Source organism: Streptomyces sp. NPDC037100 (assembly GCF_055606225.1).
On record NZ_JBVJSX010000008.1, the window covers coordinates 279,189 to 296,200 of the forward strand.

Genomic DNA, 17,012 nt, shown 5'->3' on the forward strand with positions numbered 1-17,012 from the left:
CCCCACCCTGCGCCCCTGCCTCGCCAACCGATGGCCCCCGCCCGACACCCCACACCCCGCGCTGCGACGCGTCCTCACCGGATACGACGGTGCCAAATCGGTAGCTATCTCACCTGACGGAACCTGGCTCGCCACCACCGACAGCAACGGCACTGTACAAATCTGGGACCCCATCACCGGAAACTGCACCACCACCCTCACCGAACACAGCCAATATCTGACTTCGCTGGCGATCTCCCCGGACGGAACCTGGCTCGCCACCACCGGCAGGGACCTCACCGTACGAATCTGGGACCGCACCACGAGAACCCGCACCACCCTCACTGGACACAGGGGGTGGGTGAATGCCGTGGCAATTGCCCCGGACGGAACCTGGCTCGCCACCACCAGCAACGACCGCACCGTACGAATCTGGGACCCCACCACCGGAAACTGCACCACCACCCTCACCGGACACAGGGGGCCGGTAAATGCCGTGGCAATTGCCCCGGACGGAACCTGGCTCGCCACCACCAGCAACGACGACACCGTACGAATCTGGGATCCCACCACCGGAAACTGCACCACCACCCTCACCGAACACAGCGTGACTTCGCTGGCGATCTCCCCGGACGGAACCTGGCTCGCCACCACCAGCAACGACGACACCGTACGAATCTGGGACCCCACCACCGGAAACTGCACCACCACCCTCACCGGACACAGGATGCGGGTGAATGCCGTGGCGATCTCCCCGGACGGAACCTGGCTCGCCACCACCAGCAACGACCGCACCGTACGAATCTGGGACCCCACCACCGGAAACTGCACCACCACCCTCACCGGACACAGGGGGCCGGTAAATGCCGTGGCAATTGCCCCGGACGGAACCTGGCTCGCCACCGACGGAGGCGTACAAATCTGGGACCCTACGGCCTCTGCCCAGGACCCATCCCTCGCCGACTATGCAGGGTTGGTGACATCGGTGGCGATTGCCCCGGACGGAACCTGGCTCGCCACCACCAGCCGCGACCAAATCGCGCGAATCTGGGATCCCACCACCGGAAACTGCACCACCGCCATCAGCGACATGGTGACATCGGTGGCGATTGCCCCGGACGGAACCTGGCTCGCCACCACCAGCAACGACGACACCGTACGAATCTGGGACCCTGCCACCGGAAACTGCACCACCACCCTCAGGGGGTGGTGCCCCCCGGTCGATTCGGTCGCCATCGCCCCGGACGGAACCTGGCTCGCCACCACCAGCAACGACGGAACCATGCGGCTGTGGAACCTCATGCCCCCCTTCGTAGCCAGCACCAGGGTCCGCACCGAACACAGCGGCTACGCGACTTCGCTGGCGATCTCACCGGACGGAACCTGGCTCGCCACCACCAGCAACGACGACACCATACGGATCATTCACAGGGCTACCAGAACCTGCACCGGCGGCCTCCACCGATCAGCCAATTCGCTGGCGATCTCCCCCGATGGAACCTGGCTCGCCATCATCAGCAGCAGCGGTAGCGTGGAAATCTGGGACCGGACCACCGGATCCATCACCAGCCTCACCGAATACACCGGATACATCCGACTCACCGAGATGGTGACATCCGTGGCCATCTCCCCCAACGGAACCTGGCTTGCCACCACCAGCGACCGCACCGTGCGGATCTGGTCTGTTGCCGAGCGACGGACCGTCGCCGTCGCACGAACGGAAGGGGCCCTGTACTCGTGTGCTTGGGGGCCGGCCGCCGAACTGGCTGTGGCAGGCGAGCGGGGCGTGTACCTCTACACTCTGCTCACCTGACACGCGAGCTAGGGAAGCGGCGAAATACGAGGCTCGGGGTTGGGCCGGTGGAGGCGCACGTCCCGAAGGGGTTCCTTGTAGAGCACTTCGACATACATGATCTGCCCGTCCACGACGTCCAGGACGAGCATGCCTTTCGAGGGCGACAGCGGTACGCATCGATGACCCGGTCCGTACGGCTGTCCGTCCGGATGTGGCTCCGTCTTGAAGCTCTGGCAGAAGTCGTCGCTGCAGCTGCACTCCGCGACCAGGCGGAGGTCCCATGCACAGATGGCCAGCTCGTTCTCGTTGTCTTCCTGCAGAAGAGCTACCAGCTCGCTGACCAGCTCAGGAAAAACCTCGCGAACGAGGGGATACTCCCGGTCCATGAGGCGAGACAGTACCCAACACCTCCTGACGAATGATCGTCTCAGGCCCACGCCTGGAAGGTAGGGCGCGGCGGCAGCTCGCCTCCGCCCAGATCGCCGGTCGGCCGGGGTGCGATCACCGCTGGTCAGGAGTGCGATGGGATCATGCCGCAGACCATCGCAAAGCTGGTGATCTCCTGGGGACTGGTGGCCATCCCCGTGACCGTGCACGCCGCCACGGCGCCGCATTCCGTCCCGCTCCACCAGGTCCACACCCAGTGCGGAGGCGGCCGGGTACGGCTGCACCGCTACTGCGAACGCGAGGGCATCGAGGTCCCCTACGATCAAGTCGCCCGCGGCTTCGAGTCCCCCGACGGGCGAGTCGTCGTCCTGTCCGACGACGACCTCGCCGACCTGCCGCTGCCGAGCTCACCGAAGGCCATCGAGGTCCTGGCTTTCGTCCCCGCGGACCGGGTCGACCCGCTGATGCTGCACAAGCCCTACTGCCTCGGGGTCGACGGCCCGGCAGCCGCGCGGCCGTACGGGCTGCTGCGCGACGCGATGCACGAGACCGGCCTGGTAGCCGTCGCGCGGGTGGCGCTGCGCACCCGCGAGCCGCTGGCCGTGCTGCGCGCCCGGGGCCAGGTCATCGCGATGCAGACCCTGCTGTGGCCCGATGAGCTGCGCGGCACCGACGACATCACCGTCCCGCACACCGAGCCGCCACGCCGCCAGGAGCTCCAGATGGCCCGCTCCCTCATGGACGCGATCACCGAGGACTTCCGCCTGGTAGGACCAGCACGACGCCTACCGTCACGCCCTGGAGCAGGTCGTCACCGCCCGGCTGGAGGGCCAGGAGCCGCCGCACGCCCCCGCCGTCGCGCCGGTCGAATCCGTGGATCTGATGGCCGCACTCGAGCAGAGCGTGAAAGCCGCGAGGGCTCACCGCTCAGCGCCGGCCGAGAAGAAGGGGATGCGCGGGAGTGGTCCTTCGGAAGGGTGATGTGCGCACCTTCGCCGAACCGGCCTGGGTGCCGGCCACGTCGTGCAGGTCATGGACCGTATCGACGAAACGCATGTGTCCGAGCCGGGCCTGGTGGTCCTGGACATTACCGCCCAGGACGAGGCGACCGCGCGCACTGTGATGAGCGAACTGGAGCAGCGGTGGGCCACCTCTGGCGTCGGCACGCTTCGCCGGGAGCCCGGGGAGCCGTGGGTGAAGGCACGCGTGTACGCGAACATTCGACGCCGCCCCGGCACCACGTAGCGCCCGCAGTCGTCAGTCCGAACGCCGTGCCGCCAGCGGGGACTGTGAGCTGTCCTCGCTGAAGAACGCGGTGCGCGGGCCTGGACACACCATCGCTGCCGGATCAACCCTGTCGTGATGAGCGGCGAGAATGCCTTCGAGGTGTCGAGAGCCGGGGCGACGATGTCGCCCTCTACATGGAGACGCTCAAGGCCCGGATGGACCCCGAGCAGTTCAACGTGCTGGCCCTACACGAGACGGCGCACCTGCTGGCTGAGGGTCGCGAAGGTTCCTTGGACTCCGGCGATGACCGGTCGGTCTTCACCCTGAGTTCAGCGCGAGGCGCGGCGGGTGCGCAGCTTGGCCTCGGCGGTGATCGCGGCGCCCCGGTGGGTGACAGTGGGATAGCCGAGACGCTCGGCATCCTCGATCGGGGTGAGCTTGGGGTCGGCCTCGAGCAGGTCGGCGATGCGCCCGGCCCCATAGCTGTGCGAGGCCGGCCTGGGCGGTGGGGAACTTCGCAATGCCCAGGGTGTCGGCGACCTCAGTGAGCGTAATGGCCGGGTTGGCGTCGAGGAGTTCGGCGATCCGGGGCAGGATCTCGCCGCGGGCATCATGTCGCCGCTGCCGGCGCGGCAGCCGCCGCCGGCGCCCTTGCCGGGCCTGGATGCCTTGAATTCGCGGACGACGCGGTGCGGCTAGGCCGCCCGAAGGACGGTGAGCACCGTCATCATCGACTCTGCAAGGCGAACACCGTCCGCGAACCCCTTGGCTACCGGTTGGGACTCAACGGAGGGCAGGAGAACTAGCGGGATTTCGCAGAGTGAGGCTGGTTCAGGACACGGGTCAGCTCCCGGTTGGCGGCCCGGGCTGCCTCAAGTTCTTCCGTCCTTCCCTCAAGCTCTCCGCACTTCTCTGCGAGTTCCTGCTCCAACAAGACGATGCGGCGCTGGAGTTGGTCGATGTTAGGTGCGGCCCCGAGCCCGGATTCGCTCCATGCCTGCTCGCCAAGCTGCTCGGAAAGCCGATTCTCCAACTGGCGCACTCGCGTGGCGAGACGGGTATTCCGTTCCAGCGCGTTGGCGAGGTCGGCATGCAAGGACGCTCGGCTGACGGCAGTCCGCCGTCCTTCCTCGACAGGCGTGTGGGCAGCGACGCGAACGCGTTCGAGGAGGTCACGGTGACGGTAAAGGAAACTGCGGTCGACCCGGGCGGCGCGAGCGAGGCCGGAGACGGTGATGTCGCCTCCGGTCCGCAGGGCCGCATCCAGGGCCTTGATCACGCGACCCCGGCGTCGTGCGGAGTCGGCTCGCTTGCCGTCGATCATGCTGGAGGTCATGCCGTCCTCTCGGGGCGGAGGTCGGGCAGGGGCTGTCTCACCTTCGGCATGCCGAGCGAGACGACGCCCGCCCGCGTTCTGCGGACGACGGTGACGGCCTGCTGGATCTGTGCCCGGTCCTCGTCGGTGAGGTCGTCGAGTTCTTCGCGGACACGTTTGACCAGGCGGCGCACTCGAGTGATCTCGTCGTCCGAGGGCATGGCCTCGCCCTTGGCCCAGTCGTCGGCGTCGGTGAACGCGGCCAACCGCTCGCGGTTGCGCAGGAGATCCGCCAGATAGGCTTCCAGGTCGGGCAGGTAGGACACGTCGGTACGGAAGTGGCTGCAGCCAACGCAGCGGAACCGGACCGGGCAGTCATGGCCGCCGGCGGCGACGTTCGATGGTTCGGTGCAGGTGCCGTAGGGAACCTGGGTCTCGCCGATCGCCCGGCGGGCGTGCTCGGAGTCAAGGACGGCCTTGACCTGCCGCCAGACTCGTTTGCCGTGCCGGTCGAACTGCATCGCTGTGACACGCTCGACCGCATCTCGTTGGCGCTTCTCGCTGACCCTGTAGTAACGCTGTGTAGTGTCGAGTTGGCGATGGTCCATCAAGACCCTCAGGGCGTCGACGGGGATCCCAGCATCTGCGTGACGCTGTGCATAGGTGTGGCGGTAGGCGTAGGGGAAGATCTTCCCCTTGTCGAAGGGCAGCATCTTCGCGACGCGCTCGCCAGCGACCTCGACGACGGTGGGGACGAGAAAGTCCGGCAGGGAGACGACCCACGCTCGGTGGCGGACGCCGAGCCAGCTGGCGGTCAGGGGCTTCGTGCCGTGAGGGTTCGCGACAGGTGTCGGCAGCAGTGCGAGGTCTTTGGCCGCGGTGTCGGGGAATCGGGCCCGGACTCGCTGCTGCTGCTCGATGATGAGGGCTGCGGTGGCCTTGGCGATCGGCAACCGTCGGCCGTTTCTGAGCGCCTTGCGGTTGTCGTAGACGAGGACGGGCTCGCCGTCGCCGTCCCGTTCGAGGCAGTCGAGGGGCAGTTTGCAGATCTCGTCGGGACGGCGGCCGGTGTCCATCAGCAGCTCGACGGCAGTGCGGGCCTGCAGGCCACCTGCGCCCAAGGCGTCGAGCTGGTCGCAGAGTTGGCGCATCACCTCTGGCGGGAGATCGCGGCCGGCCGCGGTGTCCTCGGGGTCGTCCGGGATGTCCTCGGGCCGGAGCGTGAACTGCTCGGGCAGGCCGTGCAGGGGCTGGTCAGGCTGGGTCAGCCCGAGGCTTCGCATGCGTAGGAGCATGCGCCGCAAGTGCCGGACATCGGTGACGTGGCGTGCGGCGGCGACCTCTCCTTGCTGCACCAGGTAGCGCATCCGGTTGAGGAAGGCCACGATGTCGTCGCGGCCCAGGAGCCGCGGGTCGATGCCCTTGTCCGGCCGGTTCAGCCGCAGGCTTTCGGAGAGCCTGACGATGCAGTTGATCTGCGTCTGCATCGCCCCGCGTGGGTTGGTGCCCCGGTGCCGGGGAGCGTCGTCGACCGCCCAGTCCTGCGTGGCTCTGAGCAGCCACGGCTGACTGATCTTCTCGAAGTGGAGGTAGCCGGTCATTCCGAACGCGGCGCCGTTCCAGGTGTCCTTGTGGCGCTCGGTCTCCGGCGACATGGTCCAGCGAAGAACGTGTTTGAGGAGCCCCTTCGCCAGCGCGGCGTTCATCTTGCTCAGGCCGGAGACGTCGAGCTCGGCCAGAGAACCGATCTGCCGGGCTCGGACGAGATCGCAGAAGGGCCGGACGTGGTGGTCCTTGTGCCTGATGCCGGCAGCGATGCGTTCCTGGAGCCCGTAGAGGATCTCGACCACGACCCGGTCGGTCAGGCCGAGCAGACTTACCACGCCAGCCTGGGCGATGGCCGGGGTCGTCAGCCGCCAGGTCTCCTCATCGAGGGTGCTGCCCTTGTGCACCTCCAGCAGACGGCGCTGGTAGTGGGCCATGCAGTACCGGCGACTGTGCCCGTCGCGGGATCGGGGACACGCAGCGACCTCACAGGGGCCGAAGCCGGGCAGAGACTTGACGGACGGATGGCGGATGAACTCCTCCACCGACAGGCCGAGCGACTTCCTCTGGCCCAGGTGGGCACTGCACAACTCGGCGTGTGATGTCTTTGACGGGCGCCCGCACTCCGAGACCCGGCAGTTGCTGACGCCGATCGAGCGCCAGTGCCGTTTGACGGTGGACACGAACTCCTCGAGGCCCTGCCCACTGGTCTTCAGACGCTTCGCGCAGCCCACGCACAGCCCATGGTCCTTCGTGTGGAAGACGACCTTGTCGCAGCCCGTCACCAGGCACTCCGGGCCGCCGAGCAGAGGATGATCACGAGGGAAGACCAATTGGCGACCCTCCCCATCCCAGCTCATGAGCTGCTGGAACTCCGTGGTCACTGCCCCCAAGAGAGCACCGGTGACATCGTCCAGCTCTACTGGCAGGTTCTCGACCAGAGCGATCGTCATCGATCGCCCTCCTTGCCGTTCACACGCGGAAGAGGCACCCGCTCAACGGCCTCGCGAAGACGCGATGGTTTGGGATGCAGGTAGGGTCGCGGCGATTCCGCGCTCTTCTGCCCGAGCAGTGCCTGGATCTCGTCCAGTTTGCCGCCAGCATCGGCGACATTGCTGGCCATCGCATGCCGACACATCCGGGGGCCGATCTTCCGGCCCAGCCCGGCCCGCCGGGACAACGACTCACACAGTTCGCCGATCGCGTCGGCCGTCATCGGCGCCCCGTAGGGCGGCCGGAACAGGTTGACCAGTAGGAAGTCGCTGCCTCCGGCGCCCAGGCGCTCGTGGCGTTCCAGCGCGTACTGGTCGAATGCCTGGACCACGAGGAAGTCGACCGGCATGGCCCAGGACTTCTTCGACTTCGACCAGGCGCGGTTCTCGTTCTCACGCCGGATGACATGGACGTGGGTGCCCTCGACGTCGCAACCCAGCGAGCGGGAGTCCATCAGCAGATGCGGATCGCAGCGGCGCAGACCGGCGACCTGCCCCGGGCGCAGTCCGACCCGCGACAACAGCAGAAGGATTAGCCGGTCGCGGGCGGAGCGGCATTGCAGGAACATCGCGACGATCTCCTCGTCGCTGGCCCGGTCGATGGCGCTCTCGGGCTCCTGGAGCCCGTGGCGGGCCCGCATCCGGTACCGCATGGCGCCGCTTTCACCGCGAGCCTCATGAGGCAGGTCGCGATCGTCGCCGAGCTCGTAGATCTGCTCCAACACCCAGGTCGGCGCAACCTTGTTCACCACGGCATGTACCAGGAACATCCGGACGGCAGTCAGCACCTTGTTGATCCGACGCTCGCCCCGGACCGGCTTCGCACCCGGCCCGGGCACCACCACACGCCGCTGACCACCGTTCCCCGGGGTCCACTTCAGCCAGAGCATGAACAGCCCCATATCCCGGGCTGCCGTGCGCCACTCCCGCCCGGTGGTCGCGCACCACACCAGGAACAGCACGACGGCCTCGGCGTACGCCTTCGTCGTCGTCTCCGCCCGCCCTCGGGCCAGCCTCAGCTCCCGTAGGAAGCGATCGGTTTCCTCCACCACCTCCAACTCGTCGTCCACCACGGTCCAGTACCGGATGCCTGACGGCAGCTGTACAGGGAATGCACGCACTGATGTACCTCTACTCCACGAGTCGACCGCAACGATCCACCGCAGAGCCACACCCCCTGAGAACCGTCGCAAACTCCCCAACGAAGGGACTCCGTACGACGACACGCCACAGCTTGGGAACCCCCAGAGAACACGCGTCTCGCCGACCGCGTCCTCGTCATGGACCAGGGCCGGGTCGTCGAGCAGGGGACGTACGAGGAACTCGTCCACGCCGGCGGCCTGTTCGCCGAACTCGTGGCGCTGGCCGGCGACCGCTGACCGGCGACCGGGCGGTCCCGTGGCGTCGCGCCGCGGGGCCGCCCCCGCCGTGTCGAGTGGAACAATCGGCCGTACGAGTCCGAACCGAGGAAGTCGGTCATCACGCCGTGGAACGACCAGCCGTCCCCTTTCCTCCCTCGCCGTGGCGCCTCACCGGCGACATGATCGTCTCGCTGTGGCGCGTCCCCGTGGGCGAGCTGCCGCCCTGGTCCCCGCCGTCCGGGGCCCGCCCGTGGATCGTGCGGCGCCGCGCCACCCTGATCACCTTCTGGGTCGACTACCGGCCCGGGGGCGTTCTCACCTACCGCGAGTTCCTCATCGCCCTGGTCGTGCGCCACGGACGCCGCCTCGCCGGCAGCACCGTGGCCGCCTGGGTCGACGACGAACAGTCCCTCGCCGGGGGGCGCGCCCTGTGGGGCATCCCGAAGGAGCTGGGCGCGATCACCCTTCATGCGGAGGGCCGGAGCGCCCGGGGCGAGCTGACCGCTCCCGGGACTCCGGCCGTCCGCCTCGCATACCGCGATGTGCTGCGGCTGCCCTGCCGGCTGCCGGCCCGTGCCCACCTGTTCCAGCAGTCGTCCGACGGTGCGGAGTGCCGCGTCCCCATGCGGATCAGCGGACGGCCGGCCCTCGGCCGCGGCCGCGTCATGACCGGGGCCGAAGACCCCCTGTCCGTCTTCGGCCGGCATCGGCCGCTCTTCTCCTTCGCGCTCCGCGACTTCCGCGGCGTCGTGGGCAGCTGAGCCACGCAGGTCCTCGCCCGGCGGCCCAGTGCGACTCGGGTCCGGTCGCCCGGGCCCGATCGTGCCCCTGGAGGATCCGCCGCTCTTCTTCTTCACGCTCCGCGACATCCGCGGCGTCGTGGGCAGCTGAGCCACGCCGGCCCTCGCCCGGCGGCCCAGTGCGGCTCGGGTCCGGTCGCCCGGGCCCGATCGTGCCCCTGGAGGATCCCCGACGGGGTGCGGGGCGCCTCGTGACACCGGGCGTGACCCGGGCCGTTCAGCAGCAGCGGCTGTGACTGCGGGTCTCTTGCTGCCGGAGGCGCAGCACCTGGTACTCGCGACGGGTCGGAACCGGGGCGAGCGGGTGGTGGCGCCGGTGCCGCTCGCAGTGGCGGTCGTACGCGGCTTCGCCCGTCAGCTCACGCAGGTACCAGCGCACGGCCCGCGCCCAGCGCCGGATCCTCACGAGCGGGCTCCGGCTGAGGCCAGGGGCTCGACGGGGCTGCCCGACGTGTCGATGCGGGACTCGACGAACGGCGCCTCGGTGGTCGGCAGCGGCGTCGCGGACCGTACCGCGCGCACGCAGACCACCGCCGCGTTGCCGATCACCACGGCGACCAGGAGCAGGAAGAGGGCGATGAGGACGCCGTCGACGGTGGAGTTGGTGATCACGGTGTGCATGTCGGCGGTCGACTTGGCGGGGGCGAGGATCTGGCCGGCGTCCAGGGCGTCGGCGTAGTGGGCCCGCTGGGCGAAGAAGCCGATCTTCGGGTCGGCGGAGAAGATCTTCTGCCATCCTGCGGTGAAGGTGACCGCGGTGACCCAGGCCAGCGGGACTCCGGTGACCCAGGCCCAGCGCAGGCGGCCGGACTTGATCAGGATCGTGGTGCAGACGGCCAGGGCGATGGCGGCGAGCAGCTGGTTGGCTATGCCGAAGAGCGGGAAGAGCTGGTTGATCCCGCCGAGCGGGTCGGTGGCGCCGGTGTGGAGGAAGTAACCCCAGGCGGCGACGACCAGGCCGCTGCACAGCCAGATGCCGGGCTTCCAGTTGACCCGGCCGAGGGGCTTCCAGACGTTGCCGAGCATGTCCTGGAGCATGAAGCGGCCGACCCGGGTGCCGGCGTCCACGGTGGTCAGGATGAACAGCGCCTCGAACATGATCGCGAAGTGGTACCAGAAGGCCTTCATGGCGGATCCGCCGAAGACTCCGGAGAAAATCTCCGACATGCCGACCGCGAGGGTGGGGGCCCCGCCGGAGCGGGCGATCAAGGTCTGCTCCTCGACGGCTTTCGCGGCCTGGGTGAGCTGGTCGGGGGTGATGGTGAAGCCGAGGCCCGCCACCGCGTGGGAGGCGGACTCGGCCGTCGCCCCGAGCAGGCCCGCCGGTGCGTTCATGGCGTAGTACAGACCCGGCTCCAGCGTCGCCGCGGCGATCAGCGCCATGATCGCGACGAACGACTCCATCAGCATCGCGCCGTAGCCGATCAGCCGGACCTGCGACTCCTTCTGGATCAGCTTCGGTGTCGTTCCGGAGGAGACCAGGGCGTGGAAGCCGGACAGCGCGCCGCAGGCGATGGTGATGAAGAGGAAGGGGAAGAGCGAGCCCGCGAAGACCGGCCCGGCGCCCGACGTCGCGAAGTCGCTCACCGCGTCCGCCCGGAGCACGGGTGCGGCCACGACCACACCGACCGCGAGCAGCGCGATCGTGCCGATCTTCATGAAGGTGGAGAGGTAGTCGCGCGGAGCCAGCAGCATCCACACCGGCAGCACGGAGGCGACGAAGCCGTAGCCGATCAGACAGAAGACGAGGGTGGTGGGGCTGAGGGTGAACGTGCCGGCCAGTGAGGAGTTCTGCACCCAGCTGCCGCCGACGATGGCGAGGAGGAGCAGGGCGACGCCGATGAGGCTGGTCTCGACGACCCTGCCGGGGCGGACGCGGTGCATCCAGAAGCCCATGAACAGGGCGATGGGGATCGTCATCGCGACGGAGAACGTGCCCCACGGGGAATGGGCCAGTGCGTTCACGACCACCAGGGCGAGCACACCCAGCAGGATGATCATGATGGCGAACACCGCTACCAGTGCGGCGACTCCGCCCGCCCGGCCGATCTCCTCACGGGCCATCTGCCCGAGCGACTTCCCGTCCCGGCGCATCGACAGGAACAGCACCACCATGTCCTGCACCGCTCCGGCGAAGATCACCCCGGCGACGATCCACAGCGTGCCCGGCAGATAACCCATCTGCGCCGCGAGGACCGGTCCGACCAGCGGCCCGGCGCCGGCGATCGCGGCGAAGTGGTGGCCGAGCAGCACCCGGCGGTCGGTCGGCTGGAAGTCGACGCCGTCCTCCAGGCGTTCGGCGGGGGTGGCCCGGCGGTCGTCCGGCCGGAGGACGCGGCGGGCGACGAACCGCGCGTAGAAGCGGTAGGCGATGGCGTACGAGCCGAGCGCGGCGACCACCAGCCAGACCGCGGAGATCCTCTCGCCCCGGGCCAGCGCGAGGACGCCCCAGGCGACGGCCCCGAGCAGGGCGACGACGGTCCACAGCAGGATCGATCGAGGTGATATACGCGACTTTTCGGGCGCTGGCAGGCCGGTTTCGGGCAGGGTGGGCGTAGGCATGGCGGCTCCTCACCAGGGCGGTGCGAGACACCTCGTGACACGAGGTGCCCGGGGATCGGCGAAACGGCGGCTCTCCCGCTCGCTGTCGGTCTGTGCAAGAGTTGCCCACCCCCCGGAACCGGTTGACAGCGAATTTCCAGAGGATTTCCCGCCGGTTCCGTGTCCTCCGATCGGGGCCGCCGCGCAACTCCCCCGTGAGGATCAGGCACACCAAGGACGGTGACCCATGGCCGACGGCACCATGACCGCGACGTTCCTCGCCGTGATCGGCGGAGCGTCGCTGCTCGCCGTCACCGCGCGGCGCCTGCATCCCAGCGACCGGCTGCCGTCCCTGGAAGGCTGGGCGCTGGCCGACCGCAGCCTGGGCCCGGTGTGGACCTGGTTCCTGCTGGGCGGCACGATCTTCACCGCGTACACCTTCACCGCCGTACCGGGGCTGGCGTACGGCAACGGCGCTGCGGCCTTCTTCGCCGTGCCGTACACGGTGATCGTCTGCCCCCTCGCCTTCGTGTTGCTCAGCCGGCTGTGGACCGTGGCCCGTGCCCACGGCTACGTCACCGTCGCCGACTTCGTGCGCGGGCGGTACGGGTCACCGCCCCTCGCCCTGGTCGTGGCGCTGACCGGCATCCTCGCGACCATGCCCTACCTGGCGCTCCAGCTGCTCGGCATACGGGCGGTGCTGACCGCCGGCGGGGTCTATCCGCGCGGCGCGGCCGGGGACCTGGTGATGGTGGCACTGTTCGCGGGGCTCGCCGTGGCCACGTACCGGCACGGGCTGCGCGCGCCCACGGTCATCTCGGCACTCAAGGCGGTGGCCGTCTTCGTGTCGCTGACCGCGGTCACCTGGCTGGTCCTGGAGCGGCTGGGCGGGCCGGGCGCCGTCTTCGACGGAGCGGCCCGGCGGCTCGGCGACCGGGCGCTGGTCCTGACCCCGGCCCAGCAGCCCGCCTACGCCACCCTCGCGCTCGGCTCCGCGCTCGCCCTGCTGATGTACCCGCACGTGCTCACGGCGGGCTTCGCCGCCGACGGTCCGCGCACCCTGCGCAAGGTCTCGGTGGCGCTGCCCGCCTGGACGGGACTGCTCGCGCTCTTCGGCGTCCTCGGTTTCGCGGCGCTCGCGGCCGGGGTGCGGGCACCGGAGGGCGGCGCCGAGGCGGCCGTACCGATGCTGGTCGACCGGCTGATGCCGGGGCCGCTGGCCGGGCTGGTGTTCGGCGCGATCACCGTCGGGGCGCTGGTCCCGGCGGCGGTGATGTCGATCGCGGCGGCCACCAGCTTCGTACGCAACGTGTACGTCGAGTACGTGCATCCCACGGCCACGCCGAAACGGCAGGTGCGCATCGCCAAGGCCGTGTCGCTCATCGCGAAGGCCGGGGCGGTCGCGTTCGTCTTCGGGCTGCGCGACCAGGACGCGATCAACCTCCAGCTGCTCGGCGGGGTCTGGATCCTGCAGATCCTCCCCGCCGTCGCCGTCGGCCTGTACACCGCACGCCTGCACCCGCGGGCGCTGCTCGCCGGGTGGGGCGTGGGCATGGTGTCCGGGACCTTCCTGGTCGTGCGCGAGGGGTTCTCCTCCATCGTGGGCTTCGGTTCCGGGCCACTGGAGATCTACGCCGGCCTCGCCGCGCTCGTGCTCAACCTGGTCGTCGCGGTGGCCGGCACCGCCGTACTCGAACGTCTCGGCGTCCCGCGCGCCGCCGATCTGACCGACCTGCCGTCCCGCCTGACCGTCAGGCGGCGTCCGGAGACGGGAGCGAACCAGCAGTGAGACACAGACACCCGATACCGGTGCCGGAGCCCGACGTCGAGACGCTGACGCCCGCGCCGGCCGACCCGGCGGAGCTGGAGCGCGAGGCCGGACTCGCCGGGCTCTTCGAGCTGCACTACGCCTCGATGTTGCGCCTGGCCGTGCTGCTGGGCGCGGACGACCCGGAGAACGTCGTGGCCGAGGCGTACTACCAGATCTACCGCAAGTGGCGGCGCCTGAGGGACATCGAGGCGGCGGAGGCGTATCTGCGCTCCACGGTGTGCAATCTGACCCGGATGCGCATCCGGCACCTCCAGGTCGCCCGCAAGCACGTGGAGAACCCACCCGAGGAGACCGTCGTGTCCGCCGAGAGCGCGGCGCTCCTCCGCGACGACCAGCGCGTGCTGATCGACGCGCTGCAACACCTGCCGGCCCGGCAGCGCGAGGCGCTCGTGCTGCGGCACTGGCTCGGGCTGAAGGAGAGCGAGATCGCCGCCGCGATGGGCATCTCCTCCGGGTCGGTCAAGACGCACACCGCACGCGGCCTGGCCGCACTGACCCAGGCGATGGAGGCCCGGCGATGAACCACACCGAACCGGACCGCACCGAGCAGGAGCTCGCCGAGGCCTTGGCCGCCCTCGCCGGCGGGGTGCGGGCCGCGCCCGACGCCTATCGCACGGCACGCGGCGAGTGGCTGCGCCGCGAACGCCGTCGCCGGCTCGTCCTCGCCGTGCTCGTCGCCGTCGTGTTCGCGCTGGCGACGCTGATCGGTCTGTGGGTGCTGAACGAGGCGCCGTCCTCCCCGGGGGTCATCTTCTCGGGTCTTCCGAGCGCTCAGGTCAGCACGCGGTAGGTCACGTGCGTGACCCGGCTCGCCGCCCGCGAGGTGACCTGCTCCAGGCGCAGCGGCGGGACGCCTTCGAAGAGCCGGGTGCCGGCGCCGAGCGTGAGGGGCGCGATGTGCAGCCGCAGCTCCTCGATCAGGCCGGCGGCGAGGTACTGGTTGACCGTGGTCGCGCCGCCGAGAATGGTGACACCGCCGTCCCCGGCCGCCTCGCGGGCCCGGACCAGGGCCGACGCGATGCCGTCGGTGACGAAGTGGTACGTGGTGCCGCCGTCCATCGGCTGCGGCTCGCGCGGGTGGTGGGTGAGCACGAACACCGGCGCGTGGAACGGCGGATCGCCACCCCACCAGCCGTTCCACTGCCGCTCCCACGCGCCCCGCACCGGGCCGAACATGTTGCGTCCCATGATGAACGCCCCGGCAGTGTTCAGCCGGTCGATCTCGGCCCGGTTCTCGTCGGGTGTACGGAACATCCAGGCGTGCAACTGTTCACCCGAGCCGTCACCGCCGTCGTCCCCGAACGGCCGCTCCTCCGTCTGGCCGAGTCCGGCCGCGTACCCGTCGGCCGAGATCGTGATGTCGCACACCACCCTGCCCGTCGATGTGGTCATGGCCCTGTCCTCCTCGTGGCGTTCCGGTGTCCGAACCTACGCGTACGAACTCCCGTCTTGTGGACCCTGCTGCGCCGCGCGGATGCGAAAGTGTGATCGCCCGTACGACGCATCGGAAGGGGACGCTCGGCATGGCCGTCATCCACCACACCACCCTGAAGCCCACCAAGCTGGAACTGCTCACCGCCTGGCTGCCCTCCCGTCCGTGGTTCCGCGGTGCGGCCGAACCGGAGTTGGCGAAGGCGGGAGGCTTCCGGCTCGACGATCCGCAGGGCGAGGTGGGGATCGAGTTCATGGTGGTCACCGATGCCTCCGGCCCTCAGCCGGTCGCGTACCTGGTGCCTCTGGCCTATCGCGGTGCCCCGCTCGAAGGGGCGGATCACGCCCTCGTCGGCACGATGGAGCACGGTGTGCTGGGGCGGCGCTGGGCCTACGACGGCTGCCATGATCCCGTGCTGGTCACCCAGTTGGCGGCCCTGATCGAGGGGCGGGCGCAGGCCCAGGACCAGAACGTCAGCGACACGCCCGCTCAGCAGGTCGTCGTCTCCCGCACCGGTGAAGGCCCCCTCTCCTCGGACTTCACCGTCACCGACGACCCGGAAGGCACCGCGCTGACCACCCCGCAGGGCACGGTCCTCCGCTTGCACCGGGCCCTGCAGCCCGCCGCGGACGGCCTGGTCACCCCTCCGCAGGGGGCGATCGGCCACGTCGCCGGCTCCTGGGAGGCGCCGGACGGCACCCGCGCGCAGGGGGCGTTCGCCGTCCTGCACGGCGGCGGTCGGGCGTAGCTCCCCCGGGCACAGCCCCTCCGGGATCAGCGGGTTCGTGCGCGGAACGTCCTGCGGTACGTGTCCGGGGGCACGCCGACCGTGCGGTTGAAGTGTCGGCGCAGCGTCGTGGCGGTTCCCATGCCGGTGGCCGCCGCGATGGTGTCGACGCCGGCGTCGGTCTTCTCCAGCAGTTCCTGTGCGTGCCGGATGCGCTGGGTCAACAGCCACTGCAGCGGGGTCGTGCCGGTCGCCGCTCTGAACTGCCGGCCCAGGTGACGGGAGCTCATTCCGGCCCGGCGGGCCAGGTCCTGAACGGTCAGCGGCTGGTCGAGCCGCTCGATGATCCAGGGGAACAGGGCGGCGAGCGGGTGGTCGTCCCGGTCGGGCACCGGGGTGGTGACGAACTGGGCCTGTCCGCCGGCCCGGTGCGGGGGTACGACCAGGCGGCGCGCGACGGCGTTGGCGACCGACGAGCCCAGGTCGAGACGGACGAGATGCAGGCACAGGTCCAGCGCGGCGGCCTTGCCCGCGGAGGTGAGCACCCTGCCGTTGTCCACGTACAGCACGTCCGGGTCGACCTCCACCCGGGGGTGACGGGCGGCCAGTTCCCCGGTGTGGGCCCAGTGTGTGGTGGCGCGCAGCCCGTCGAGAAGCCCGGCCGCGGCCAGTACGAACGCGCCCGTGCACAGGGAGACCACCCGCGCGCCCGCCTCGTGCGCCTCGCGCACCGCGTCGACCAGGTCTGCGGGCGGGCCCTCGTCGACGTCGGCCCAGCCGGGGACGATCACGGTACCGGCGTGCCGGAGCCGGTCGAGCCCGGCATCGGGTTCCAGCCGGAACCGGCCGATGTGCACGGCGGCCGGGCCGCAGACGGTGAGGTCGTACCAAGGTCCCGTCACCCCGGCCGGGGCCGCGGCGAACACCTCGTGTGCCAGGGACAGTTCGAAGTGCAGCATTCCGTCGGTGGCGGCCAGCGCGACAGTGGTCATGTCCGTAATCGTATGGGGCATGTCGTTCCAGACACTCACGGTCGGACGCTCAATCCCGTCAGGGTGGTCGTAGTTGATCGTTCGAGCA

16 protein-coding genes and 1 pseudogene are annotated in these 17,012 nt (G+C 69.7%); 9 read left to right on the forward strand and 8 right to left on the reverse strand.

Annotated elements, in window-relative coordinates; genetic code table 11:
- Positions 1-61 precede the first annotated feature (61 nt).
- From ACZ7EG_RS26290 to ACZ7EG_RS26305, 4 genes and pseudogenes are all read left to right on the forward strand, one after another.
- Positions 62-1,792: a WD40 repeat domain-containing protein gene (locus ACZ7EG_RS26290; RefSeq protein ID WP_471083970.1), complete on the forward strand. Its 1,731-nt coding sequence runs from the start codon at positions 62-64 to the stop codon at positions 1,790-1,792.
- Between the two features lie 47 nt (positions 1,793-1,839).
- The gene (locus ACZ7EG_RS26295; protein ID WP_471083600.1) at positions 1,840-2,196 is read left to right on the forward strand and encodes a hypothetical protein; all 357 of its coding nucleotides are present in this window, start codon (positions 1,840-1,842) and stop codon (positions 2,194-2,196) included.
- Between the two features lie 108 nt (positions 2,197-2,304).
- Positions 2,305-2,913: pseudogene (gene ku / locus ACZ7EG_RS26300) on the forward strand (non-homologous end joining protein Ku); the annotation flags it as partial.
- 280 nt (positions 2,914-3,193) lie between these two features.
- Complete coding sequence (locus ACZ7EG_RS26305) at positions 3,194-3,406, forward strand: DUF6207 family protein (RefSeq protein ID WP_471083603.1); 213 nt, start codon at positions 3,194-3,196, stop codon at positions 3,404-3,406.
- Between the two features lie 311 nt (positions 3,407-3,717).
- Here the strand turns inward: ACZ7EG_RS26305 and ACZ7EG_RS26310 are convergent, their stop codons facing one another.
- From ACZ7EG_RS26310 to ACZ7EG_RS26325, 4 genes are all read right to left on the reverse strand, one after another.
- Positions 3,718-3,909, reverse strand: coding sequence for a hypothetical protein (locus ACZ7EG_RS26310; RefSeq protein ID WP_471083606.1), 192 nt, complete (start codon positions 3,907-3,909; stop codon positions 3,718-3,720).
- Between the two features lie 281 nt (positions 3,910-4,190).
- Positions 4,191-4,724: a DUF6262 family protein gene (locus ACZ7EG_RS26315; protein WP_471083609.1), complete on the reverse strand. Its 534-nt coding sequence runs from the start codon at positions 4,722-4,724 to the stop codon at positions 4,191-4,193.
- A complete protein-coding gene (locus ACZ7EG_RS26320) occupies positions 4,721-7,201 on the reverse strand; it encodes a tyrosine-type recombinase/integrase (RefSeq protein WP_471083612.1) in 2,481 nt (826 codons plus the stop codon). The genes ACZ7EG_RS26315 and ACZ7EG_RS26320 overlap by 4 nt, the downstream gene beginning before the upstream one ends.
- Positions 7,198-8,313 carry a tyrosine-type recombinase/integrase gene (locus ACZ7EG_RS26325; protein WP_471083615.1) on the reverse strand — a complete coding sequence of 372 codons (1,116 nt, stop codon included), beginning with the start codon at positions 8,311-8,313 and terminating at the stop codon, positions 7,198-7,200. Before ACZ7EG_RS26325 ends, ACZ7EG_RS26320 begins: the two co-directional genes overlap by 4 nt.
- A gap of 413 nt (positions 8,314-8,726) precedes the next feature.
- Between ACZ7EG_RS26325 and ACZ7EG_RS26330 the strand changes: the two genes are divergently transcribed.
- Entirely contained in the window at positions 8,727-9,362 is a 636-nt protein-coding gene (locus ACZ7EG_RS26330) for an acetoacetate decarboxylase family protein (RefSeq protein ID WP_471083618.1), read from the forward strand.
- A 256-nt stretch (positions 9,363-9,618) separates the two neighbouring features.
- Here ACZ7EG_RS26330 and ACZ7EG_RS26335 read toward each other — a convergent pair whose 3' ends face one another.
- Both ACZ7EG_RS26335 and ACZ7EG_RS26340 read right to left on the reverse strand, forming a co-directional pair.
- Positions 9,619-9,807 (reverse strand): YbdD/YjiX family protein, encoded by a 189-nt coding sequence (locus ACZ7EG_RS26335; protein ID WP_471083621.1) that lies wholly within the window; start codon positions 9,805-9,807, stop codon positions 9,619-9,621.
- A complete protein-coding gene (locus ACZ7EG_RS26340; RefSeq protein ID WP_471083624.1) occupies positions 9,804-11,963 on the reverse strand; it encodes a carbon starvation CstA family protein in 2,160 nt (719 codons plus the stop codon). Before ACZ7EG_RS26340 ends, ACZ7EG_RS26335 begins: the two co-directional genes overlap by 4 nt.
- Positions 11,964-12,189: 226 nt before the next feature.
- On the opposite strand from ACZ7EG_RS26340, the gene ACZ7EG_RS26345 reads away from it, so the two are divergent.
- From ACZ7EG_RS26345 to ACZ7EG_RS26355, 3 genes are read left to right on the forward strand one after another with little or no spacing between them, the layout of a single operon-like run.
- Entirely contained in the window at positions 12,190-13,731 is a 1,542-nt protein-coding gene (locus ACZ7EG_RS26345; protein ID WP_471083627.1) for a sodium:solute symporter family protein, read from the forward strand.
- Between the two features lie 20 nt (positions 13,732-13,751).
- The gene (locus ACZ7EG_RS26350) at positions 13,752-14,294 is read left to right on the forward strand and encodes a SigE family RNA polymerase sigma factor (RefSeq protein WP_471083630.1); all 543 of its coding nucleotides are present in this window, start codon (positions 13,752-13,754) and stop codon (positions 14,292-14,294) included.
- Positions 14,291-14,563: a hypothetical protein gene (locus tag ACZ7EG_RS26355; protein ID WP_471083633.1), complete on the forward strand. Its 273-nt coding sequence runs from the start codon at positions 14,291-14,293 to the stop codon at positions 14,561-14,563. Before ACZ7EG_RS26350 ends, ACZ7EG_RS26355 begins: the two co-directional genes overlap by 4 nt.
- On the opposite strand, the gene ACZ7EG_RS26360 is transcribed toward ACZ7EG_RS26355, so the two are convergent.
- Complete coding sequence (locus ACZ7EG_RS26360) at positions 14,545-15,165, reverse strand: dihydrofolate reductase family protein (RefSeq protein ID WP_471083636.1); 621 nt, start codon at positions 15,163-15,165, stop codon at positions 14,545-14,547. The genes ACZ7EG_RS26355 and ACZ7EG_RS26360 overlap by 19 nt on opposite strands.
- A gap of 131 nt (positions 15,166-15,296) precedes the next feature.
- On the opposite strand from ACZ7EG_RS26360, the gene ACZ7EG_RS26365 reads away from it, so the two are divergent.
- Positions 15,297-15,953 carry a maltokinase N-terminal cap-like domain-containing protein gene (locus tag ACZ7EG_RS26365; protein WP_471083639.1) on the forward strand — a complete coding sequence of 219 codons (657 nt, stop codon included), beginning with the start codon at positions 15,297-15,299 and terminating at the stop codon, positions 15,951-15,953.
- Positions 15,954-15,979: 26 nt separating this feature from the next.
- On the opposite strand, the gene ACZ7EG_RS26370 is transcribed toward ACZ7EG_RS26365, so the two are convergent.
- Entirely contained in the window at positions 15,980-16,924 is a 945-nt protein-coding gene (locus ACZ7EG_RS26370) for a helix-turn-helix domain-containing protein (RefSeq protein ID WP_471083642.1), read from the reverse strand.
- Positions 16,925-17,012 lie beyond the last annotated feature (88 nt).